At 70.1% G+C, this 22,586-nt stretch carries 20 protein-coding genes and 1 riboswitch; of the genes, 13 read left to right on the forward strand and 7 right to left on the reverse strand.

What is annotated here, in order from left to right:
- Window positions 1–42: 42 nt before the first annotated feature.
- Window positions 43–1,449 (reverse strand): family 2B encapsulin nanocompartment shell protein, encoded by a 1,407-nt coding sequence (locus tag VT52_RS10580; RefSeq protein WP_046418438.1) that lies wholly within the window; start codon window positions 1,447–1,449, stop codon window positions 43–45.
- Between the two features lie 194 nt (window positions 1,450–1,643).
- Between VT52_RS10580 and VT52_RS10585 the strand changes: the two genes are divergently transcribed.
- Window positions 1,644–2,543: a 1-aminocyclopropane-1-carboxylate deaminase/D-cysteine desulfhydrase gene (locus tag VT52_RS10585; protein ID WP_046418618.1), complete on the forward strand. Its 900-nt coding sequence runs from the start codon at window positions 1,644–1,646 to the stop codon at window positions 2,541–2,543.
- A 27-nt stretch (window positions 2,544–2,570) separates the two neighbouring features.
- Here the strand turns inward: VT52_RS10585 and VT52_RS10590 are convergent, their stop codons facing one another.
- Complete coding sequence (locus VT52_RS10590) at window positions 2,571–4,166, reverse strand: Na+/H+ antiporter (protein ID WP_046418436.1); 1,596 nt, start codon at window positions 4,164–4,166, stop codon at window positions 2,571–2,573.
- A gap of 61 nt (window positions 4,167–4,227) precedes the next feature.
- On the opposite strand from VT52_RS10590, the gene VT52_RS10595 reads away from it, so the two are divergent.
- The 3 genes from VT52_RS10595 (at window position 4,228) to VT52_RS10605 (ending at window position 6,466) form a co-directional block, all read left to right on the forward strand.
- The gene (locus tag VT52_RS10595) at window positions 4,228–4,488 is read left to right on the forward strand and encodes a UBP-type zinc finger domain-containing protein (RefSeq protein ID WP_046418435.1); all 261 of its coding nucleotides are present in this window, start codon (window positions 4,228–4,230) and stop codon (window positions 4,486–4,488) included.
- Between the two features lie 437 nt (window positions 4,489–4,925).
- Entirely contained in the window at window positions 4,926–5,342 is a 417-nt protein-coding gene (locus VT52_RS10600; RefSeq protein ID WP_009190566.1) for an ATP-binding protein, read from the forward strand.
- A 20-nt stretch (window positions 5,343–5,362) separates the two neighbouring features.
- Window positions 5,363–6,466, forward strand: a complete 1,104-nt coding sequence (locus VT52_RS10605; RefSeq protein WP_206306480.1) for an RNA polymerase sigma factor SigF — start codon at window positions 5,363–5,365, stop codon at window positions 6,464–6,466.
- A gap of 9 nt (window positions 6,467–6,475) precedes the next feature.
- Here VT52_RS10605 and VT52_RS10610 read toward each other — a convergent pair whose 3' ends face one another.
- Window positions 6,476–6,925, reverse strand: coding sequence for a hypothetical protein (locus VT52_RS10610; RefSeq protein WP_046418616.1), 450 nt, complete (start codon window positions 6,923–6,925; stop codon window positions 6,476–6,478).
- A gap of 254 nt (window positions 6,926–7,179) precedes the next feature.
- Between VT52_RS10610 and VT52_RS10615 the strand changes: the two genes are divergently transcribed.
- Together VT52_RS10615 and VT52_RS10620 are read left to right on the forward strand one after the other, a co-directional pair.
- On the forward strand, window positions 7,180–8,148 hold the full coding sequence (locus tag VT52_RS10615; protein ID WP_046418428.1) for a diacylglycerol/lipid kinase family protein: 969 nt from the start codon (window positions 7,180–7,182) through the stop codon (window positions 8,146–8,148).
- A gap of 320 nt (window positions 8,149–8,468) precedes the next feature.
- Window positions 8,469–8,726, forward strand: a complete 258-nt coding sequence (locus VT52_RS10620; RefSeq protein ID WP_003992873.1) for a WhiB family transcriptional regulator — start codon at window positions 8,469–8,471, stop codon at window positions 8,724–8,726.
- Between the two features lie 233 nt (window positions 8,727–8,959).
- On the opposite strand, the gene VT52_RS10625 is transcribed toward VT52_RS10620, so the two are convergent.
- Window positions 8,960–10,435: a sensor histidine kinase gene (locus tag VT52_RS10625; protein WP_206306481.1), complete on the reverse strand. Its 1,476-nt coding sequence runs from the start codon at window positions 10,433–10,435 to the stop codon at window positions 8,960–8,962.
- A 499-nt stretch (window positions 10,436–10,934) separates the two neighbouring features.
- On the opposite strand from VT52_RS10625, the gene nagB reads away from it, so the two are divergent.
- The 6 genes from nagB (at window position 10,935) to VT52_RS10655 (ending at window position 18,628) form a co-directional block, all read left to right on the forward strand.
- Window positions 10,935–11,720, forward strand: coding sequence for a glucosamine-6-phosphate deaminase (gene nagB, locus VT52_RS10630; RefSeq protein WP_046418421.1), 786 nt, complete (start codon window positions 10,935–10,937; stop codon window positions 11,718–11,720).
- 298 nt (window positions 11,721–12,018) lie between these two features.
- Window positions 12,019–12,783: a GntR family transcriptional regulator gene (locus VT52_RS10635; RefSeq protein WP_046418419.1), complete on the forward strand. Its 765-nt coding sequence runs from the start codon at window positions 12,019–12,021 to the stop codon at window positions 12,781–12,783.
- 136 nt (window positions 12,784–12,919) lie between these two features.
- On the forward strand, window positions 12,920–13,183 hold the full coding sequence (locus VT52_RS10640) for a DUF3311 domain-containing protein (protein WP_107481289.1): 264 nt from the start codon (window positions 12,920–12,922) through the stop codon (window positions 13,181–13,183).
- On the forward strand, window positions 13,180–14,808 hold the full coding sequence (gene mctP / locus VT52_RS10645; RefSeq protein WP_046418415.1) for a monocarboxylate uptake permease MctP: 1,629 nt from the start codon (window positions 13,180–13,182) through the stop codon (window positions 14,806–14,808). The genes VT52_RS10640 and mctP overlap by 4 nt, the downstream gene beginning before the upstream one ends.
- Before the next feature lie 146 nt (window positions 14,809–14,954).
- Window positions 14,955–15,079: riboswitch (cobalamin riboswitch) on the forward strand.
- Window positions 15,080–15,203: 124 nt separating this feature from the next.
- The gene (locus VT52_RS10650) at window positions 15,204–17,561 is read left to right on the forward strand and encodes a ribonucleoside-diphosphate reductase subunit alpha (protein ID WP_046418413.1); all 2,358 of its coding nucleotides are present in this window, start codon (window positions 15,204–15,206) and stop codon (window positions 17,559–17,561) included.
- Between the two features lie 56 nt (window positions 17,562–17,617).
- Entirely contained in the window at window positions 17,618–18,628 is a 1,011-nt protein-coding gene (locus VT52_RS10655; protein ID WP_046418411.1) for a ribonucleotide-diphosphate reductase subunit beta, read from the forward strand.
- On the opposite strand, the gene VT52_RS35495 is transcribed toward VT52_RS10655, so the two are convergent.
- Window positions 18,541–18,783: a hypothetical protein gene (locus tag VT52_RS35495; RefSeq protein WP_046418409.1), complete on the reverse strand. Its 243-nt coding sequence runs from the start codon at window positions 18,781–18,783 to the stop codon at window positions 18,541–18,543. The two genes, VT52_RS10655 and VT52_RS35495, sit on opposite strands and share 88 nt — an antisense overlap.
- Before the next feature lie 92 nt (window positions 18,784–18,875).
- On the opposite strand from VT52_RS35495, the gene VT52_RS10660 reads away from it, so the two are divergent.
- Window positions 18,876–19,838 (forward strand): GlxA family transcriptional regulator, encoded by a 963-nt coding sequence (locus tag VT52_RS10660; RefSeq protein WP_046418406.1) that lies wholly within the window; start codon window positions 18,876–18,878, stop codon window positions 19,836–19,838.
- A gap of 33 nt (window positions 19,839–19,871) precedes the next feature.
- Here the strand turns inward: VT52_RS10660 and VT52_RS10665 are convergent, their stop codons facing one another.
- Together VT52_RS10665 and cyc1 are read right to left on the reverse strand one after the other, a co-directional pair.
- Window positions 19,872–21,245 (reverse strand): bifunctional albaflavenone monooxygenase/terpene synthase, encoded by a 1,374-nt coding sequence (locus tag VT52_RS10665; protein WP_046418404.1) that lies wholly within the window; start codon window positions 21,243–21,245, stop codon window positions 19,872–19,874.
- Window positions 21,242–22,327: an epi-isozizaene synthase gene (gene cyc1 / locus VT52_RS10670; protein WP_107481290.1), complete on the reverse strand. Its 1,086-nt coding sequence runs from the start codon at window positions 22,325–22,327 to the stop codon at window positions 21,242–21,244. Before cyc1 ends, VT52_RS10665 begins: the two co-directional genes overlap by 4 nt.
- Window positions 22,328–22,586 lie beyond the last annotated feature (259 nt).

The raw sequence follows: 22,586 nt of genomic DNA on the forward strand, positions 1-22,586 counted from the left end.
CCGTCCGGGTGGCCGGGGACACGGCCGCGACGTGCGGAAACGTCACCTCCAGCGGCCGATTTCGACGTTCTCCAGCACACCGAGCGCGTCGGGCACCAGGACGGCGGCCGAGTAGTAGGCCGTGACCAGGTACTTGATGACCGCCTGCTCGTTGATACCCATGAAGCGGACGGACAGGCTCGGCTCGATCTCGTCCGGGATGCCCGACTGCCGCAGGCCGATGACGCCCTGCTCGTCCTCGCCGGTGCGCATCGCGATGATCGAGGTGGTGCGGGCCTCGCTGATCGGGATCTTGCCGCAGGGGAAGAGGGGCACCCCGCGCCAGGTGGGGATGCGGTTGCCGCCCATGTCGATGGTCTCCGGCACCAGCCCCCGCTTGTTCAGCTCGCGGCCGAACGCGGCGATCGCGCGCGGGTGGGCGAGGAACAGCTTGGTCCCGCGGCGGCGACTGAGCAGTTCGTCCATGTCGTCCGGGCTGGGCACGCCGTCGTGCGGCTGGATCCGCTGGTCGTACTCGCAGTTGCTGAGCAGACCGAACTCCGGGTTGTTGATCAGCTCGTGCTCCTGGCGCTCCTTCAGCGCCTCGACCGTGAGCCGCAGCTGCTGCTCGGTCTGGTTCATCGGCTGGTTGTAGAGGTCGGCGACGCGGGAGTGGACGCGCAGCACGGTCTGGGCGATGCTCAGCTCGTACTCGCGGGGCCGGGCCTCGTAGTCGACGAAGGTGTGCGGGATGTCGGGCTCGCCGGAGTGGCCCGCGGCCAGGTCGACGGTCTTCTCACCGTACTTGTTGGTGCGCTGCTCCGGGATCGAGCGCAGCTGGGCCAGGTGGTCGCGCAGGGACTCGGAGCGCTCGGCGATCTGCTCGAAGTCCTGGCGGCTGAGGATGAGCACGGTGCTCGCGGTGTCCGCGCGGACCGTGTACTCCCAGATGGCGTCCGGGTCGACCAGCGCCTGGTCGCCGAAGTAGGAGCCGTCGGCGAGGACGCCGAGGACCGAGTCGTCGCCGTAGGGGCCGGTGCCGATCTTCTCGACGCGGCCGTGGGCCAGCAGGTGGACCCCGTCGTTGCGGTTGCCGAAGTCGGCGATCACCTCGCCGGGGGCGAAGTCGCGCTGGCGGCAGCGCCGGGCCAGCTCGGCCAGCACCTCCTCGTCCTCGTACGACCGCAGGGCCGGGAGTTCGCCGAGTTCGGCGGGGATGACCTCGACCTGTCCCCCGGTCTTGACGAAGGTGATGCGGCCGTCGCCGACGGCGTACGTCAGCCGGCGGTTCACCCGGTACGTGCCGCCCTGGACGTCGACCCAGGGGAGCGTGCGCAGCAGCCAGCGGGAGCTGATCTCCTGCATCTGCGGAACGGACTTGGTGGTGGTGGCCAGGTTCCGCGCTGCCGCGGTCCCGAGGGACTGCTGCGGCTTGCCCTGATCCGTGCGGAGCTCTTCGCCTACCGACATGTGGAAATGCCCTCCCATGTAATGCACCGGTCGCAACGGGCCGGTCTCGCGTCGAGCGTCCCATCACGCACGGTCGCCACGCCATTACCCGAAAGAGGGGGAATGGATCATCGCACTAGTGGGCAGAAAGGAGGACCACGTAAACGGGGGGCGACGATCGGGTGCGGGTCCGCGGGGTCGGCGACAATGACTCCGTGAGCAGCAGCGATCCCCTCGCCCCCCGCCTCCCCTCGCCCCTCCGGGAGCTCCGGGACGAGCGGTTCGACCGGCACCGGATACGGCTGGTGCTCAAGCGGGACGACCTGATCCACCCCGAGCTGATCGGCAACAAGTGGCGCAAGCTCGCGCCGAACGTCGCCGCGGCGGACGGGCGGCCGCTGGTCACCTTCGGCGGGGCCTACTCCAACCATCTGCGCGCCACCGCGGCCGCCGGGCGGCTGCTCGGGCTCGCCACCACCGGTGTGGTGCGCGGCCAGGAGCTGGCCGACCGGCCGCTCAACCCGTCCCTCGCCCGGTGTGCGGCCGACGGGATGCGGCTGCGCTTCGTCGACAGGTCGACCTACCGGCGCAAGGCCGAGCCGGGGACACTGGCGGCGATCCTGCGCGCGGCCGGCGCCGAGGGGGCGTACGTCGTGCCGGAGGGCGGCAGCAACGCGGCGGCGGTGCGCGGCTGCGCGGCGCTCGGCACGGAACTGCGCGGGCACGCCGACGTCGTCGCGGTCGCCTGCGGTACCGGCGGAACGCTCGCCGGGCTCGCGGCCGGGCTGGCGAACGGCCAACGCGCGCTCGGCGTGCCGGTCCTCAGGGGCGGCTTCCTCACCGCCGACGTGGAGGCATTGCAGGAACGTGCCTTCGGCGGCCGCAGGGGCGACTGGTCGCTGGACGACCGCTTCCACTTCGGCGGATACGCGCGGACCACCCCCGAACTCGACGCGTTCGCGGAGGACTTCGAGGAGCGGCACGGGGTGCCCGTGGAACGTCTCTATGTCGCCAAGTTGCTCTACGGGCTTGTCGTCCTCGCCGAGGAGGGCGCCTTCCCGCGCGGCACCACGCTCGCGGCCGTCGTCACCGGCCGGCCCTTCCCCGAGCCCTAGAAGCCGGCGCGCCACGACGCCTGTGCGCTACGCCGCCTCCCGGTACGCCGCCGCCTCCTCCAGGTCCAGGTGCCGCAGCAGGGCGCGCAGCATCTCGTCGTCGATGTAGCGGCGGTCGCGCAGCCGTACGAAGACCTCGCGCTCGGCGCTGATCATGGCGCGGGAGAGCCGGCGGTAGGTGTCGTCCACGGACTCGCCGGTGATCGGGTTGGCCTGGCCGAGGCGCTCCCAGACGGCGTTGCGGCGGCGCTCCAGGACGTCGTGGAGGCGGTCGGCGAGCGGCGGCGGCAGGGCGTTGCGCTCGTCGGCGAGGAGTTCCTCCAGGCGGCGTTCGGCGGCCAGGGACGCCTGCGCCTGGGCGTTGGCCTCGGCCAGGGTCTCGGCCTGGCGGTCGCGGCCGGGGAACTTCATCAGGCGGATCAGCGGCGCGAGGGTGAGGCCCTGCACGACCAGGGTGCCGATGACCGTGGTGAAGGTCAGGAAGAGGATCAGGTTGCGCTGCGGGAAGGGCGCGCCGCCGGGCACCGTCTCCGGGACGGAGAAGGCGATGGCCAGGGACACCACGCCCCGCATCGCCGCCCAGGAGACCACGACCGGCGCCCGCCAGGTGGGGTCCTCCTCGCGTTCCCGGATGCGCCGGAACAGCACGCGCGGCAGGAAGGTCGCCGGGAACGTCCAGACGAACCGCGCCAGCACGACGACCAGGAAGACGGCGACCGCGTACCAGGCCGCGTCGGCCCCGTGGTACGCCGTGAGGCCCTTGAGGATGGGCGGCAGCTGGAGGCCGATGAGCGCGAACACGGCCGACTCCAGCACGAAGGCGACCATCTTCCACACGGCCTCCTCCTGGAGCCGGGTGGCGAAGTCGACCTCCCAGGCACGGTGCCCGAGGTAGACGGCGACCACGACGACCGCGAGCACTCCGGAGGCGTGCAGCTGCTCGGCGACCCCGTAGGCGACGAACGGGATCAGCAGCGAGAGGGTGTTCTGGAGCAGCGCCTCGGTCAGCCGGGTGCGCAGCCAGTGGATCGGCACCATCAGCACCAGGCCGACGAGCACGCCGCCGACCGCCGCGCGCAGGAACTCCTCGATGCCGCCCGCCCAGGTGGAGCCCGCGCCGACGGCGGCGGCGAGCGCCACCTTGTAGGTGGTGATCGCGGTGGCGTCGTTCAGCAGGGACTCGCCCTGGAGGATCGTGGTGATCCGGGACGGCAGCCCGACCCGGCGGGCGATCGCGGCGGCCGCGACCGCGTCCGTGGGCGCCACGACCGCGCCGAGCACCAGCGCGGCGGGCAGCGGCAGCCCCGGTACGACGAGATAGGCGGCCCAGCCGACGGCGAAGGTCGCGAAGAGCACGTACCCGACGGACAGCAGTCCCACGGGGCGCATCTGGGCCCGCAGGTCCAGGTAGGAGCTCTCGGTGCCCTCCTTGTAGAGCAGCGGGGGCAGCACCAGGGGCAGGACGACATCGGGTTCGAGCGTGTAGTCGGGGATGCCGGGCACGTACGACACCACCAGGCCCACCGCGACCAGCAGCAGCGGCGCGGGCACCGGGGTGCGCCGGGCGGCCCCGGCGACCGCGGCACTGCCCGCGACCAGCAACAGCAGGGGCATCACGTCCATGCTTCTCGCCCACCCTCGTTTTCCGCGCGGTCACCCGCACACCCGTCGTAATCTGGCAGTCATGAAACAGTGCACGCACGCCGACGCGCTGCCGCGTCCGGAACCCGAGCCGCGCTCCGCGACCTGTCCGGAGTGCCTGGCGAGCGGTACGCACCCGGTGCAGCTGCGGCTCTGCCTGACCTGTGGCCACGTCGGTTGCTGCGACTCCTCACCGGGCCGGCACGCGACCGGGCACCACGAGCGGACCGGGCATCCGGTGATGCGGACGTTCGAACCGGGCGAGGACTGGCGGTGGTGCTTCGTGGACCACGTACTCGTCTGATCGGTACCCGTCAAAAGCGGCGCCCGTGCGCGCGGGAGCGGTACCCACGGGAGCGCGATTCCAGTTCGACTCCCGTCCGAATCCGGGCCGAATGCGGGCAGAATCCGCGCCGAATCCCGTTCGACCGGCATCCGATCGCTGATCATCTTCCCGTCCGGGCCCTGTGTCGTGTGACACTGCATGCGGCGGCGCGCGCACGACGGTTCGAGCGTCTGACGTCTGGGTACGTCAACCCGGCGCGCGCTCTTCCGATTTGGGGCCGCACACCCCCTAGACACGGAGCGTATCCACAGCTTTACTGTGAGTGACGCCAGGGGTCGGGGTCCCGGGGACGGAAACATTCGGCGCGCGATAGCGTCACCGCTTGAACCACCTACGCGTTAGCCCGGGGGGCGACCCTCGGCCCCTGTAAAGCTTGTACCACCATGGAGGTGAGGGTGTCCCAGATCGCAGGCGAACCCGCGGCGAACCAGGATTTCGTGGAGGTCCGGCTGCCGGCCGCGGGTGCCTACCTGTCGGTGCTGCGGACGGCCACGGCCGGTCTGGCGGCCCGCTTGGACTTCACCCTGGACGAGATCGAGGATCTGCGCATCGCCGTGGACGAGGCCTGCGCGATCCTGCTCCAGCAGGCCGTGCCGGGCTCGGTGCTCAGCTGCGTCTTCCGGCTCGTCGACGACTCGCTGGAGGTCACCGTGTCCGCGCCGACCACGGACGGCCATGCCCCCTCGCGGGACACCTTCGCCTGGACCGTGCTGTCGGCCCTCGCGGGGAAGGTCTCGTCCGCCGTCGACGAGGACAAGACGGTGTCCATCAGCCTCTACAAACAGCGCGGCGCGGGTCCCGGGCCGGCGTGAGGGAGAACGGGGACGGTCCGGTGCGGGACGAAGAGCGCGGCACGCGTGAGCTGCCGGCCGGGGACGGGGGTGCCCCCTGGTCGAGTGCGGCGGAAACCTCCGGGGAGAGCCCCCGCGACGGTTCCCGGCGCATGGCGGACGGCATCGACGGCATCCCCGAGCAGGCCAGGCCACACCCGGAGGACCACTCCGCAGGGCCCGGCGGTGCGGGTGCGGGCCCCGGCGACCCGCCCGAGGCGCGCGACGGGGCCGCCCCCGCCGGCCGCGCGGGGGCGAGGGCTCGGGGAAGGGCTACGGGCGGGACGATGAGCGAGCACGAGCGATACGCGGACGACCACGCGCTGAGCGCGGAGGCCGCGCCGCACGACCCGCACGACCGCAGCGGGGCCCGTGCGATGTTCGTCGAACTGCGCGGGCTCGACACGGGCAGCACGGAGTACGCGGAGCTGCGCAACCAGCTGGTCCGTATGCATCTGCCGCTCGTGGAGCACCTGGCGCGCCGGTTCCGCAACCGCGGTGAGCCGCTGGACGACCTCACCCAGGTCGCCACGATCGGTCTGATCAAGTCCGTGGACCGGTTCGACCCGGAGCGGGGCGTGGAGTTCTCCACGTACGCCACGCCGACCGTGGTCGGCGAGATCAAGCGGCATTTCCGTGACAAGGGCTGGGCCGTCCGGGTGCCGCGCCGGCTCCAGGAGCTGCGGCTGGCGCTGACCACGGCGACGGCGGAGCTGTCCCAGCTGCACGGCCGCTCGCCGACGGTGCACGAACTGGCGGAGAAGCTCGCCATCTCCGAGGAGGAGGTCCTGGAGGGCCTGGAGTCGGCGAACGCGTACTCCACGCTGTCCCTGGACGTCCCCGACACCGACGACGAGTCCCCCGCGGTCGCCGACACGCTCGGCGCGGAGGACGAGGCGCTGGAGGGGGTGGAGTACCGGGAGTCGCTCAAGCCGCTGCTGGAGGATCTGCCGCCGCGCGAGAAGCGGATCCTGCTGCTGCGCTTCTTCGGGAACATGACGCAGTCGCAGATCGCGCAGGAGGTCGGGATCTCGCAGATGCACGTCTCCCGGCTGCTGGCGCGGACGCTGGCGCAGTTGCGGGAGAAGCTGCTGGTGGAGGAGTAGGGCGCCGGTCTAACCGGCGCGCCCCGGGCCCTTGATGTCGAGGGCTCGGGCCGTCTCGCGGTTGATGAGCAGCACGAGGGCCGTGACGGCCACGACGGCGAGGACGATCCCGACCGGGACCGCGACACCACCGGACTTGAGCATGTTGAGCCCCACCGGGAGGGCCATCAGCTGGGTGATCACGGCGGGGCCCCGGCTCCAGCCGCGGCGCAGCAGGAGGCCGCGGGCGGCGAGGAGCGGGAGCAGGGCGAGCACGGCCAGGGTGATACCCAGCATCACGGCCTGCTGCCGGTCGTCGGGGGAACCGGTGATGCCGAGCACCAGAACCCACAGGCCGCCGACGAACAACGCGGCGCCTTCCAGGCCGGCCAGCGTGGCGGCGTACGTCAGCCGACGGGGGCGGGTGCCCGTGCCTTCGGCTTCGGACGCGTCCTTCACGGGGGTCTGCTCAGTGCTCACCCCAGCAGGGTAGCCGCCGGCGGCGCCCGGCCGGGGGCGGGCCCGGTCACCGGCGATCGCGGGGCGCCGGCGAGGCCCGGGGGTCCGGAACGCGGGGAACCACACGACCGGCCACCGCGCACCCGCATCCCGTGCACCGTGCCCCGCAGTCCGGCCACCCCCGCCGCGCGCGTGTGCGGGCTCACGCCCTCCCCTCTTACCCGATCCCTACCTCGGTCTGGGCCGAGTACCACCCAGTAGGTACGCTGCCTTCCATGCGTGCTCTTCTCGTGGTCAATCCGGCGGCAACCACCACAAGCGCACGCAGGCGCGATGTGCTGATCCACGCGCTCGCCAGCGAGATGAAGCTGGAGGCGGTCACCACCGAGTACCGCGGGCACGCGCGGGACCTGGGCCGGCAGGCGGCGGAGAGCGACGACATCGACATGGTCGTGGCGCTCGGCGGCGACGGCACCGTCAACGAGGTGGTCAACGGGCTCCTGCACGCCGGCCCCGACCTGGACCGGCTGCCCGGCCTCGCCGTCGTACCGGGCGGCTCCACCAACGTCTTCGCCCGCGCCCTGGGCCTGCCCAACGACCCCGTCGAGGCCACCGGCGCCCTGCTGGACGCGCTGCGCGAGAGCCGGGAGCGCGTGGTGGGCCTGGGTCTCGCCTCCGGCACGCCCGGTTCCGAGGACGAAGGGGTCCCGGCCCGCTGGTTCACCTTCAACGCGGGACTCGGTTTCGACGCGGGCGTCGTCGGCCGGGTCGAGCAGCAGCGCGAGCTCGGCAGGAAGTCGACGCACGCGCTCTACGTACGGCAGGTGATCCGGCAGTTCCTCGGCGAGGCCAACCGCCGGCACGGCCTGATCACCTTGGAGCGGCCCGGCGAGGACCCGATCGAGGACCTTGTTGTCGCCATAGTCTCGAACACGTCTCCTTGGACGTATCTCGGCAATCGTCCCATGTACACATCGCCTAAGGCCTCGTTCGACACAGGCATCGACGTGCTCGGTCTCAGCCGCCTGTCGACGGCCGCGGTTGCCCGGTATGGCACCCAGTTGCTCACTTCGTCCCCCGAGCGCGGACCCCATGGCAGGCATGCGTTCCCCCTCCATGATCTGGACCGCTTCACCTTGCATTCGAAGGCTCCCCTGCCCCTGCAGATGGACGGTGACCACCTGGGGCTCCGCAGAAGCGTGACGTTCACAGGCGTACGCCGCGCACTGCGTGTGATTGTGTGAGCGGAAGAGGCGAAAGTCCTTTCACTCGAACGTTTAGGCCAGGATCCACCCCATGGAAGTACGGCTGTGACCCAGTCGACACCGAGGAATCAAAAAAAACTTTCCGGAAGGGGTTGTATCCGCCGCTGAGGTTTGCGAGTCTCTACGTGGCGATCGGGACGGCCCCCAACACCGGCCTCCACTGATCACCGGAACCCCTCTTCATACCAAGGACCCCGCCGGGGAACACCCGGCGTTCGGCCCTTCACTTGTCGAGGGATTCGTGAAAGCGTTCACATTCACAAGCAACTTGCATGTAATACCAAGGAGAGGTAGCAGCCATGGACTGGCGTCACAACGCCGTTTGCCGCGAGGAAGACCCCGAGCTCTTCTTCCCCATCGGCAACACCGGTCCCGCGCTGCTGCAGATCGAGGAAGCCAAGGCCGTCTGCCGTCGCTGCCCGGTGATCGAGCAGTGTCTGCAGTGGGCGCTTGAGTCCGGCCAGGACTCCGGCGTCTGGGGTGGCCTCAGCGAGGACGAGCGTCGCGCGATGAAGCGCCGTGCCGCCCGCAACCGGGCCCGTCAGGCCTCCGCCTGACACACCCACCCCAGCTGACAGCCTGAGCTTGGCGGCGCGTGCATCGAGCACGCATCTCCCGCCCCCGAGCAGCAGCGCGCAGTATCCCCCGATGCCGCCAGCGAACAGCGGAGCAGCAACGAGCACGAGCCCCGGACCGAAGAGGGTCCGGGGCTTTCTGCTGTCCCGGACCGTGTCACCCCCCGTCGCCGCCATTGGTCGATACCAATGACCCCTCCCCCAGGGGCCGTCGACTACTTCTGGGCGCGCACCGGGATGTCCAGGACCACCCTGGTCCCCCGCTCGGGCGCCGGGACCATGTCGAACGTGCCGCCCAACTCGCCCTCCACCAGGGTCCGTACGATCTGGAGCCCCAGGTTGCCCGAGCGGTGCGGGTCGAATCCCTCGGGCAGGCCGGCCCCGTCGTCCTGGACGGTGACCAGGAGACGGGCCTCCTTCGTACTGCCACCGCGCACCGCCGAGACCTCCACCGTGCCGGTCTCGCCCTCGCGGAAGCCGTGTTCCAGGGCGTTCTGGAGCACCTCGGTGAGGACCATCGACAGCGGCGTGGCCACCTCGGCGTCGAGTATCCCGAAGCGCCCGCTGCGCCGGCCGGTCACCTTGCCCGGCGAGATCTCGGCGACCATCGACAGCACCCGGTCGGCGATGTCGTCGAACTCCACCCGCTCGTCCAGGTTCTGGGAGAGCGTCTCGTGCACGATCGCGATGGAGCCGACCCGGCGCACCGCCTCCTCCAGGGCCGCGCGCCCCCGTTCGGAGTCGATGCGCCGGGCCTGGAGCCGCAACAGGGCGGCCACCGTCTGGAGGTTGTTCTTCACCCGGTGGTGGATCTCCCGGATGGTGGCGTCCTTGGTGATCAACTCGCGTTCGCGGCGACGCAGTTCGGTGACGTCCCGGCACAGCACCAGCGCCCCGATCCGGGTGCCCTTGGGCTTGAGCGGGATGGAGCGGAACTGGATCACCCCGTCGGGCGACTCGATCTCGAACTCGCGCGGCGCCCAGCCACTGGCCACCTTGGCCAGCGCCTCGTCCACCGGGCCCCGGGTGGGGGCGAGTTCGGCGGTGGTCCGCCCGAGGTGGTGCCCGACCAGGTCGGCGGCGAGGCCGAGGCGGTGGTAGGCGGACAGCGCGTTCGGGGAGGCGTACTGGACGATGCCGTCGGCGTCCAGCCTGATCAGTCCGTCGCCGACGCGCGGCGAGGCGTCCATGTCGACCTGCTGGCCGGGGGAGGGGAAGGACCCGGCCGCGATCATCTGGGCGAGGTCGGAGGCGCTCTGGAGGTAGGTCAGCTCAAGCCGGCTCGGGGTGCGCACGGTGAGCAGGTTGGTGTTGCGGGCGATCACCCCGAGGACCCGGCCCTCGCGCCGTACCGGGATGGACTCGACCCGTACGGGGACCTCTTCGCGCCACTCCGGGTCGCCCTCGCGCACGATCCGGCCCTCGTCGAGCGCCACGTCCAGCATGGGCCGCCGGCCGCGCGGGACGAGATGGCCGACCATGTCGTCCTGGTAGGAGGTGGGGCCGGTGTTGGGGCGCATCTGGGCGACCGAGACGTACCGGGTGCCGTCCCGGGTGGGAACCCACAGGACCAGGTCGGCGAAGGAGAGGTCGGAGAGCAGCTGCCACTCCGAGACCAGCAGGTGGAGCCACTCGAGATCGGAGTCGTCGAGGGCGGTGTGCTGGCGGACCAGCTCGTTCATGGAGGGCACGTCTGCGAGCGTACCCGCGGGCCTCGGCATGGCCGAAAAACACCCGCGGGCCGCGGCGCCTGGAAGGGACCCTCAACCCTCCCGGCACCGCAGCCCGGAGCATCATCGGCCGTGGGGTGTGCGGTCCCGGTCGGCCGAAGGCCGAGGAGCCGGGGCAGTCAGGGCAGAGAGCGCCGGTTCCTCGGTCCGCCTTCCTGTGCGGGGAAGACGGGGCTTGTTCGCTTCGTACTGTCCGCTCGCGCGCCGCAGGGCACCGCCGGTTCGAACAGTCGCTTCGATTGTGGACTAGACCATGGGGCATGTCCATGCCCTTACGGCATACGCGACCCATGGCACTCGATGCCACGCAGCCTAGCCCGCCGAGGTCGACCATGGGGACAGAAGGCGCCGGTAATTTCCGCGACCCCTCGCACCAGGACATCGGCGCGAGGGGCCCACTCTGTTAGATTGGTCTAAACCACATAGACGCACGAGCCCTCTCCAGAACGGCAGGCCCAGCGTGGAAGTTGTCATCGTTCCGGACGCCGCGGCGGGTGGCGAGCTGATCGCCGAGGCCATGGCCCAGCTGCTGCGACGCAAGCCCGACGCCCTGCTCGGCGTCGCCACCGGCTCCACGCCGCTGCCCGTCTACCAGGCCCTCGCGGCCCGGGTGCGCGCCGGCGCCGTGGACACCGCGCGGGCCCGGATAGCCCAGCTCGACGAATACGTGGGGCTGCCCGCCGAGCACCCCGAGTCCTACCGTTCGGTACTGCGCCGCGAGGTGCTGGAGCCGCTCGGCATCGGCATGGACTCCTTCCTCGGCCCCGACGGCACCGCCGAGGACGTCCAGGCGGCGTGCGCGGCCTACGACCGTGCGCTCGCCGCGGCCGGCGGGGTGGACCTCCAGCTGCTCGGGATCGGCACCGACGGACACATCGGGTTCAACGAGCCCTGCTCCTCGCTCGCCTCCCGCACCCGGATCAAGACCCTGACCGAGCAGACCCGGGTGGACAACGCGCGCTTCTTCGACGGCGAGATCGAGCAGGTCCCGCACCACGTCATCACCCAGGGCATCGGCACCATCCTGGAGGCCCGGCACCTGGTGCTGCTCGCGACCGGCGAGGGCAAGGCGGGCGCGGTCGCGGCCACCGTGGAGGGTCCGGTGGCCGCCGTGTGCCCGGCCTCGGCGCTCCAGCTGCACCCGCACGCCACCGTCGTCGTGGACGAGGCGGCCGCGTCCGAGCTGAAGCTGGCGGACTACTTCCGCCACACGTACGCGAACAAGCCGGGGTGGCAGGGGATCTAGTGCCGCAACAGGCGACGTCCGCCCCGTCGCGACGCCCTGCACGCACCCTCGCCGCACCGGACGCCGCTCCTTGACGGGCGAACGTTGCCTGCCGCGGCACTAGCCAGGGCCTCTCGTCTGGATCAGGCCGGGCTCACGGGACCCTTGTTGGACTAGACCAGCTCGGGTCCCGACGGTATACAGAGGGGATCACGGAGCGTGCGGGTGGAGCCCTGACACAGTAAGCCGTGCCACGATGTGAGCCGTGGCCGATGGGGATGTCGGTCGCTTTCGGCGTCCGGAGCCGGGAAGGCGGAGCATGAGCACCGATGTCAGCAGTGCGGAGAACGAGGCCGGCACGACCGTCCGTACCGCGCGCGTGCCGAAGTACTACCGCCTGAAGAAGCACCTGCTCGACATGACGGAGACGCAGGCCCCGGGCACCCCGGTGCCACCGGAGCGCACGCTGGCCGCGGAGTTCGACACCTCCCGCACCACCGTCCGCCAGGCACTCCAGGAACTGGTCGTGGAGGGCCGTCTGGAGCGCATCCAGGGCAAGGGCACCTTCGTCGCCAAACCCAAGGTCTCCCAGGCGCTCCAGCTCACCTCCTACACCGAGGACATGCGCGCCCAGGGGCTGGAGCCGACCTCACAGCTGCTGGACGTCGGCTACATCACCGCCGACGACCGGCTCGCCGGACTGCTCGACATCTCCGCCGGCGGGCGCGTGCTGCGCATCGAGCGGCTGCGCATGGCCAACGGCGAGCCCATGGCGATCGAGACCACCCATCTGTCCGCCAAGCGCTTCCCCGCGCTGCGCCGTTCGCTGGTGAAGTACACGTCCCTCTACACCGCGCTCGCCGAGGTGTACGACGTCCACCTCGCCGAGGCCGAGGAGACCATCGAGACCTCGCTGGCCACCCCGCGCGAGGCCGGTCTGCTCGGGACGGACGTCGGGCTGCCGATGCTGATGCTCTCCCGGCACTCGCTGGACCGCGAGGGGCTGCCGGTCGAGTGGGTGCGGTCGGTGTACCGCGGCGACCGGTACAAGTTCGTCGCGCGCCTCAAGCGCCCGATGGACTGAACGCCCGTGCGGAGGCGTGCGTTCCTTCGCCGAATCGATACACACAGCTTGGGACGAGGTCTTCCACCAGCCGGACGCCGTCACCTAGATTGCCTGCGCATTACACAGGTGATCAGCGAGGGGACGGAGCCGCAGGATGTCAGAAACGCCCGAAGTCGGACCACCGGTGGTGACACCGCTCCGCGTGGTCATCGGCATGTGCCTCGTCGCGCCCTTCGTCGCGATGCTGTGGGTCGGCTCCTACGCGAAGACGGACCCGGCGTTCATCGGGATCCCGTTCTTCTACTGGTACCAGATGCTCTGGGTGCTGATCTCCACGGCCCTCACCATGATCGCGTACAAGCTCTGGCAGCACGACCAGCGCTCCCGTCGTGACGCGCGAGGGGGTGCCGCGCGGTGAAGACCGGGGTCAACGGCGTCGCGCTGGGCGTCTTCATCTTCTTCTTCCTGGCCGTCACGGTCCTGGGTTTCCTCGCCGCGCGCTGGCGCCGGGCCGAGAACGAGCACACGCTGGACGAGTGGGGCCTGGGCGGCCGCTCGTTCGGCACCTGGATCACCTGGTTCCTGCTCGGCGGCGACCTGTACACCGCCTACACCTTCGTGGCCGTACCGGCGGCCGTCTACGCGGCGGGCGCGGCCGGCTTCTTCGCGGTGCCGTACACGATCCTGGTGTACCCGCTGATCTTCACCTTCCTGCCGCGGCTGTGGTCGGTCTCGCACCGCCACGGCTACGTCACCACCTCCGACTTCGTGCGCGGCCGGTTCGGCTCGAAGGGGCTCTCGCTCGCGGTGGCGGTGACCGGCATCCTCGCGACGATGCCGTACATCGCGCTCCAGCTCGTCGGCATCCAGGCGGTGCTGGACGTGATGGGCGTCGGCGGCGGCGACGACACCAACGGGTTCGTGAAGGACCTGCCGCTGCTGATCGCGTTCGCGGTGCTGGCGGCGTACACCTACTCCTCCGGGCTGCGGGCGCCCGCGCTGATCGCGTTCGTCAAGGACGCGCTGATCTACATCGTGATCGGTGTGGCGATCATCTACATCCCGATCAAGCTGGGCGGGTTCGACGACATCTTCGCCAAGGCGGCCCACGCGTTCAGCCAGACCAACCCGGCCACGGGCAAGCCCCGCGGAGCGCTCACGCCGGCACCCACCGGGCAGTGGGCCTACGCCACGCTGGCGCTCGGCTCCGCGCTCGCGCTGTTCATGTACCCGCACTCGGTCACCGCGACGCTCTCCTCCAAGAGCCGCAACGTGATCCGGCGCAACACCACGATCCTGCCGCTGTACTCCCTGATGCTGGGCCTGCTGGCACTGCTGGGCTTCATGGCGATCGCGGCCGGGGTGAAGGTCACCAACGGGCAGCTGGCGATCCCGCAGCTGTTCGAGGACATGTTCCCGGACTGGTTCACCGGTGTGGCGTTCGCGGCGATCGGCATCGGCGCGCTGGTGCCGGCGGCGATCATGTCGATCGCGGCGGCGAACCTGTTCACGCGCAACATCTACAAGGACTTCATCAAGCCGGACGCCACGCCGAAGCAGGAGGCCCAGGTCTCCAAGCTGGTGTCGCTGCTGGTGAAGGTCGGCGCGCTGGTCTTCGTGCTCGGCATGGACAAGACGGTCGCCATCAACTTCCAGCTGCTCGGCGGCATCTGGATCCTGCAGACCTTCCCGGCACTGGTCGGCGGCCTGTTCACCCGCTGGTTCCACCGCTGGGCACTGCTCGCGGGCTGGGCGGTCGGCATGGTCTACGGCACCCTCGCCGCGTACGGTGTCGCCTCCCCGGCCCAGAAGCACTTCGGCGGCTCCGCCGACGACATCCCGGGCATCGGCCAGATCGGCTACATCGGCATGACGGCGTTCGTCCTCAACGTCCTCGTCACGGTCGTCCTGACCGTCGTCCTGAAGGCCGTGAAGGCCCCCGAGGGCATCGACGAGACCCGGCCCGAGGACTACACGGCGGACGCGGGCGACCCTGGCGTGGCGGTCGAACTGCCGCCCGCCACAGCGGGAAGCACGCACTAGCGAGCCGTCCGGGAGACCCGGGCCACCCGGGACGACCCGCTGCGGGCCGTCGGCGCCGAGGGCGCCAGCGGCCCGTTTCGCATACCCCCCGTAGACACAAGGTGGCACAACATCTGGGGGTGGCATGACGACCCGGCACTAGATGTATGCTCATGCTCGCTGTCGTCGCAGGGGAATCCGGTGCGAATCCGGAACTGTCCCGCAACGGTGTACTTGTGCGTATCCGCGCACGGGAGTCAGTCCGAGGACCTGCCGGCAGCGCACCCGGCCCACCGGTTCGGGTGCTCTGAGACGTCCGGGCCTCGCGGAGTGGGCTGGTGGACGCGACGCCGTGCGCGCTCGTGACTGCCCCCTGCCCTCCGCCAGGCCCCGTGCCGAGCGAGGGAGAGCCCCACGTGACCATCGCGCCAGCCGAACCGGCTTCAGCCCAGGGCCTGGAGAACGACGGTCCCGGTGCCGCGCTGCTGCGGACCCTGACCGAGCTGACCGGGGACCTCCCCGACGCCGATCCCGGCCGGGTCGCCGCCGCCGCGCTGCGCGGCCGCTCCGCCCATGCCGACGAGGCGGAGCTGCGCGAGCTCGCGACCGAGGCAGCGGCCGGCCTGATCTCCGAGGACCCCGCGTACTCGCGGCTCGCCGCCCGGCTGCTGACCGTCTCCATCCGCGCCGAGGCCGCCTCGCAGGGCGTGACGTCGTTCACCGAGTCGGTCGCCGTCGGACACCGCGAGGGACTCATCGCCGACCGGACGGCCGAGTTCACGCGGATCCACGCCGCCCGGCTCGACGACCTGATCGACCGCGCCGCCGACGACCGCTTCGGCTACTTCGGCCTGCGCACCCTGCACAGTCGCTACCTGCTGCGCCACCCGATCACCCGTCAGGTCATCGAGACCCCGCAGCACTTCATGCTCCGTGTCGCCGCCGGCCTCGCCGAGGACGACTCGGCCCGCTCCGTGGACGAGGTCGCCGCGCTCTACGAGCTGATGAGCCGGCTCGACTACCTGCCCTCCTCCCCCACCCTGTTCAACTCCGGCACCCGGCACCCCCAGATGTCGTCCTGCTACCTCCTCGACTCCCCGCTGGACGAGCTGGACTCCATCTACGACCGCTACCACCAGGTCGCCCGGCTCTCCAAGCACGCGGGCGGCATCGGACTGTCGTACTCCCGCATCCGCGCCCGCGGTTCGCTGATCCGCGGCACCAACGGGCACTCCAACGGCATCGTGCCGTTCCTGAAGACGCTGGACGCCTCGGTGGCCGCCGTGAACCAGGGCGGCCGGCGCAAGGGCGCGGCCGCGGTGTACCTGGAGACCTGGCACTCCGACCTGGAGGAGTTCCTGGAGCTGCGGGACAACACCGGTGAGGACGCCCGCCGTACGCACAACCTGAACCTCGCGCACTGGGTGCCGGACGAGTTCATGCGCCGGGTCGACTCCGACGGGCAGTGGTCGCTGTTCTCCCCGGCGGACGTGCCCGAGCTGGTGGACCTGTACGGCGCGGAGTTCGACGCCGCCTACCGCAGGGCCGAGGAGGCGGGCCTGGCGAGGAAGACCATGCCGGCCCGTGAGCTGTACGGCCGCATGATGCGCACCCTCGCGCAGACCGGCCAGGGCTGGATGACGTTCAAGGACGCCGCCAACCGCACCGCCAACCAGACCGCCGAGCCGGGCCAGGTCATCCACTCCTCCAACCTGTGCACGGAGATCCTGGAGGTCACCAACGACGGCGAGACGGCGGTCTGCAACCTCGGCTCCGTCAATCTCGGCGCCTTCGTGGCCGACGGGGACATCGACTGGGCGCGCCTGGACGAGACCGTGCGCACGGCCGTCACCTTCCTCGACCGCGTGGTGGACATCAACTTCTACCCGACCGAGCAGGCGGGCCGCTCCAACGCCAAGTGGCGCCCCGTGGGCCTCGGCGCGATGGGCCTTCAGGACGTCTTCTTCAAGCTGCGCCTGCCCTTCGACTCCCCCGAGGCGAAGGCGCTGTCCACCCGGATCGCCGAGCGGATCATGCTCGCCGCGTACGAGGCGTCCGCCGACCTCGCCGAGCGCAGCGGCCCGCTGCCGGCCTGGAAGCTGACCCGTACCGCGCGCGGTGTGCTGCACCCCGACCACTACCTCGTAGAGGAGACCTGGCCCGAGCGCTGGGCGGCGCTGCGGACGCGGATCGCCGAGGTCGGCCTGCGCAACTCGCTGCTGCTGGCGATCGCGCCGACGGCCACCATCGCCTCCATCGCGGGCGTCTACGAGTGCATCGAGCCGCAGGTGTCCAACCTGTTCAAGCGCGAGACGCTGTCCGGTGAGTTCCTCCAGGTCAACTCCTACCTGGTGCAGGACCTGAAGAACCTGGGCGTCTGGGACGCGCGCACCCGGGAGGCGCTGCGCGAGTCCAACGGCTCGGTGCAGGGCTTCGCGTGGATCCCCGAGGAGGTGCGGGCGCTGTACCGCACGGCGTGGGAGATCCCGCAGCGCGGTCTGATCGACATGGCGGCGGCGCGCACCCCGTTCCTCGACCAGGCGCAGTCCCTGAACCTGTTCATGGAGACGCCGACGATCGGCAAGCTCTCCTCGATGTACGCGTACGCCTGGAAGTCCGGGCTGAAGACGACGTACTACCTGCGCTCGCGCCCGGCGACCCGTATCGCCCGCGCCGCCCAGGCGCAGCGGACCGTCCCGGTCCAGCAGACGGCCGACCCCGACGCCGTCGCCTGCTCCCTGGAAAACCCCGAGTCCTGCGAGGCCTGCCAGTAACTCCCACCCGCCATCCGACCACCACCCCTGGAGGACGGCGCTTCGCGCCGAAAGCAATGACCCGTCATCAGAACCTGCTCGACCCGGGCTTCGAGCTGACCCTGCGCCCCATGCGCTACCCGGACTTCTACGAGCGCTACCGGGACGCCATCAAGAACACCTGGACCGTGGAGGAGGTCGACCTCCACTCGGACGTCGCCGACCTCGCGAAGCTGAGCCCGGCCGAGCAGCACCTGATCGGGCGCCTGGTCGCGTTCTTCGCGACGGGTGACTCGATCGTCGCCAACAACCTGGTGCTGACGCTCTACAAGCACATCAACTCCCCCGAGGCGCGGCTCTACCTGAGCCGTCAGCTGTTCGAGGAGGCGGTGCACGTCCAGTTCTACCTGACGCTGCTGGACACCTACCTGCCCGACCCGGAGGACCGCGCGGCGGCGTTCGCGGCCGTCGAGAACATCCCCTCGATCCGGGAGAAGGCCGGGTTCTGCTTCAAGTGGATCGACTCGGTGGACACGATCGACCGGCTGGAGACGCGGTCGGACCGCCGCCGCTTCCTGCTCAACCTGATCTGCTTCGCCGCGTGCATCGAGGGCCTGTTCTTCTACGGCGCCTTCGCGTACGTCTACTGGTTCCGCAGCCGGGGCCTGCTGCACGGCCTGGCCACGGGCACCAACTGGGTGTTCCGCGACGAGACGATGCACATGTCCTTCGCCTTCGACGTGGTCGACACCGTCCGCAAGGAGGAGCCGGAGCTGTTCGACGACCAGCTCCGGCAGGAGGTCACCGACATGCTGCGGGAGGCCGTCGAGGCCGAGCTGCAGTTCGCGCGCGACCTGTGCGGTGACGGCCTCCCGGGCATGAACACCGACTCCATGCGGCAGTACCTGGAGTGCGTGGCCGACCAGCGCCTGACCCGGCTGGGCTTCGCGCCGGTCTACGGCTCGGAGAACCCCTTCTCCTTCATGGAGCTGCAGGGCGTTCAGGAGCTGACCAACTTCTTCGAGCGCCGCCCGTCGGCGTACCAGGTGGCGGTGGAGGGCACCGTCGACCTGGACGAGGACTTCTGAGTCTCCTTCTCCCCACGGGCCTCCTGGGCCTCCCTGATCTGCCGGTCGACGCGCCGTTCGCGCAGGATGCCGAGCACGGAGGGGAGGACCAGGAGGACGAGGATCCCGAGGGTCGCGGTCATTCCGATCAGGCCTTGGATCTGGTTTCCGTTCATGCCACTACTGTCCTGCCGGACACTGCTGACCGGGAGTGGCAGGACTGCCGTAGACCCTCGAATTACTGCCACCTCTGAGGCACACTGGGGACATGCTCAAGAACGTCGCCGCCGTGCTGCTGAACGGAGTGCACCCCTTCGAGCTGGGCGTCGTCTGCGAGGTGTTCGGCATCGACCGCAGCGACGAGGGGCTGCCGGTGTACGACTTCGCCGTGGTCTCGGCCGAGGGGCCCGAACTCGGCACCCACTGCGGGTTCACCCTGTCCACTCCGCACGGCCTGGAGCGGCTGGAGGAAGCCGATCTGATCGCCGTACCGGCCGGTGAGAGCTATGTGGACCGGGACTATCCGCCCGAACTGCTCGCGGCGCTGCGGCGGGCCGTCGAGCGGGGCAGCCGGGTGCTCAGCGTCTGCTCCGGGGTGTTCGTGCTGGCCGCCGCCGGGCTGCTGGACGGACGCCGGTGCGCGGTGCACTGGCACCATGCCGGGCAGCTGGCCCGGCGCTATCCGCGGCTCGCCGTCGAGCAGGACGTGCTCTACGTGGACGAGGATCCGGTGATCACCTCCGCCGGCACCGCGGCCGGCATCGACGCCTGTCTGCATCTGGTGCGCAAGGAGCAGGGCCCCGAGGTGGCCAACAAGATCGCCCGCCGGATGGTGGTGCCCCCGCACCGGGACGGCGGACAGGCCCAGTTCATCGAGCGGCCGCTGCCGAAGACCCCGTGCGACACCGTCGGCGAGGTGCTGGTGTGGATGGAGGAGCACCTCGACCTGGAGGTGACCGTCGAACAGCTCGCCGCCCGCGCCCATATGGCGCCGCGCACCTTCGCCCGCCGCTTCCAGCAGGAGACGGGGACCACGCCCTACCGCTGGATCCTGCGCCAACGGGTGCTGCGAGCGCAGGAGTTGCTGGAGGGCACGGACGAGACGGTGGACACGATCGCCGCGCGCACCGGGTTCGGTACGGCGGCCGCGCTGCGGCACCAGTTCGTGCGGGCGCTCGGCACCACCCCGAACGCCTACCGGCGCGCGTTCCGGGGCCCGCGGGCCGCCTGAACACACGCCGGTAGCGGCGTCACCCGGGGCGTCTCACCAGGGCAGCGGCCGCAGCCGCAGGTTGTCCGGACGCAGCGTGATGCCCACCCGGACGGAGTCGTCGCAGTCCTCGGCCGGTTCGAAGCGGTACTTCGCCGTGATCGCCGCGGTGATCAGGCTCAGCTGGGCCATCGAGAAGTGGTCGCTGGGGCACTTGCGGTTGCCGACGCTGAAGGGGCTCATGGCGTACTTCGGCACCTCCCCGGCCCGCTCCGGAAGCCAGCGGTCCGGGTCGAAGTCGAGGTGCCGGTCGTACGAGCGGGCGTCGCGCTGAATGGCATACGGGCTGTAGATGATGTCGGCCCCGGCCGGAATGCGGTACTCCCCGAGCGCGGTGTCGGCGGTCGCCCGGCGCGTCAGAATCCATACGGCCGGGCGCAGCCGGATGGCTTCCAGGATCACATTGTTGGTGTGCCTGAGGGAGCGGACGTGCTCGAATCCGACCGGCCGGCCGCCGGTCACGGATTCGACCTCGGCACGCACCTTCTCGGCATGCTCAGGGTGTTCCGCGAGCGCCTGGAGCAGCCACATGATCGTGGAAGCGATCGTTTCGGCGCCGGGGGTGATTATCGCGACGACCTGGTCGTGGATCTCCTGCTCCCCGATGGGGTCGCCATTGTCGTCCTTCGCCTCCAGCAATGCCGTCAGCAAATCGTCCGGCTTTTGACCAGACGCCCTCCGCTCGGCGACGATCTCGTCCACGAGCAGATGCAAATCGGCCAATGCGCGGTTGAATTCGCGATTGGCTGGAAACGGCAGTTTGTACAGGGGGCCGAGCGGCACCACCATCCTGCGGTACATACCGCGGAAGACGGTGGCGAGGTCGGTGCTCAGCCGCTCGGCGCGCTCGTCCATGAACTCGCCGCGCAGCAGGCAGCGGGCGGCCATGCGCACGGCCACCCGGAAGGACTCCGAGGTGCAGTCGATGGGGGCGCCGGGCCGCCAGCGCTCGGTCAGCGCGTGCGCCTCCTCCTCCATGATCGGGCCGTAGCCGGGTATGGCGTCCATCCGGAACGCGGGCTGGATGGTGCGCCGCTGCCTGCGGTGGCGGGGGCCGTTGGCCGTGGCCACGCCCTCCTCGCCGAGCAGGCCCACCAGCGACTCCCACACCGGGCCGTCGATCTTGAAGTCGGGGCTGAGCGCGAGCGCGCCGGTCAGCTCCGGGGTGGTGACGGCGTACACGGTCTTGGGGCCGAGCCTGAGGCGCACGATGTCGCCGTGGGCGCGCAGCGAGGACATGAAGTCCAGTGGGTCGCGCACCAGTTGGAGGCCGTGCCCGAAGACCGGGACGGCGCCGCCGGCCAGGGGCGGCTCACGCAGTTCGGTCGGGGCGACGGAGGCCTCGGGCTGCACGGACTCTACGGTCATTTCTCACCTGCCGCTTCGTTGGTGACGTACGGGGGTGTGGAGCGGTCGGCCCAGCTGTCCACCATGTACCGGCCGGACTCGTGGTGGAACCAGTAGACCGAGCTGAACCAGTTGCGCATATTGCCGACGCAGGTACGGACGGCGGAACTCAGTTCCGTTCCGCGGGCCGTTCCGTCGGAAAGTGCATCCGCGAACCTGAGCGCTTCGCGTTCGGCCGCGAGGAATTCGTCGATGCATGTCTCGACGCGCCGCCTGAGGCTGTCCACCGCCTCTTCGAGGGTCAGTCCCTCATAGGTGATGAGACTGATTCCGAGATTGTGGACCTCGTCGCCGGCTATTTCCTTGGGGAGCGAGCACAGATCGTTGTACCAGGCGGCGAATTCCTGACTGAGCAAGGCGGCCCGGCGATAAGAGGGATTCTTCCTTATGGAGTCGGGGAGTTCGCATCCGGCACTGGGTTCGAGAAGGTCGGTCCAGATCCAGTGCGCGAAGGTGAGCCGGCGCAGGGCAAGGTACTCGTCGACACCGGGCACATACCCCTGGGTGCGATTGCGGAATTCACGGTCGTACGCCTCGATGACCGTGTGGAAATGCCGGGCGAAGCGCTGGTTCCAGGCGCCCGGCAGGAAGCCGTAGAGCCGCAGCACGCTGTCGGCGAACCCGGAGACCAGCGGGTCCGGGTGGTGCAGATGGTGCCTGGGAGCGTCGAGCGCCGCGTGCAGCCGGTGGCGCAGCCTCCGCCAGTCGCCCGTGCGCCCGTGCACGATGTCACGGTCGTGTCGGTCGTCCCAGACGAAGAACCAGGCGCTGTAGTCCGCTATGGCCTGGAGCACCTCGTCGCGGGCGTCCGTGTAGTAGCCCGCCATCAGGTCGGTGTAGCGCAGATCGTCGGCGAACTCCCGCACCTTGTCTTCCGGCATCAGCCGCTTTTCCAGCAGCCACAGCCGGGTCTTCTCCTGGAGCCGCGGCCAATACGGGTGCAGTCGCCGGGGAAAGCCGGACTCGATCACCGGGAGCGCCAGTGAGGGTGGCACCACGACCGCCGTCGTCGTCCCTGTGGTGCTGTGTGGGAAAGCTTGCACAGAACAAACCCCTCTCAGCCGCCGGATACGCACCCGCTCGGGTGGGGCCGGTGCGTCTCGATACCTATCCCGCACTTCCCATTCAGCACCACAACTGACCGCCCTGGGAACGGATTTACGCCACTCACTACCCCATGGTGCCGAGATTCCCCCCTTACGTGACTGATTAATGATCACCAACACCGCAGATACGACCATTTGTACGACGCACTGATGAGCGAAGAAGGGCAAGAAGAAAGGCGCCGGGTCCGGGAGTGAT

The organism is Streptomyces malaysiense, from assembly GCF_000980885.2.
Taxonomy (GTDB): domain Bacteria; phylum Actinomycetota; class Actinomycetes; order Streptomycetales; family Streptomycetaceae; genus Streptomyces; species Streptomyces malaysiense.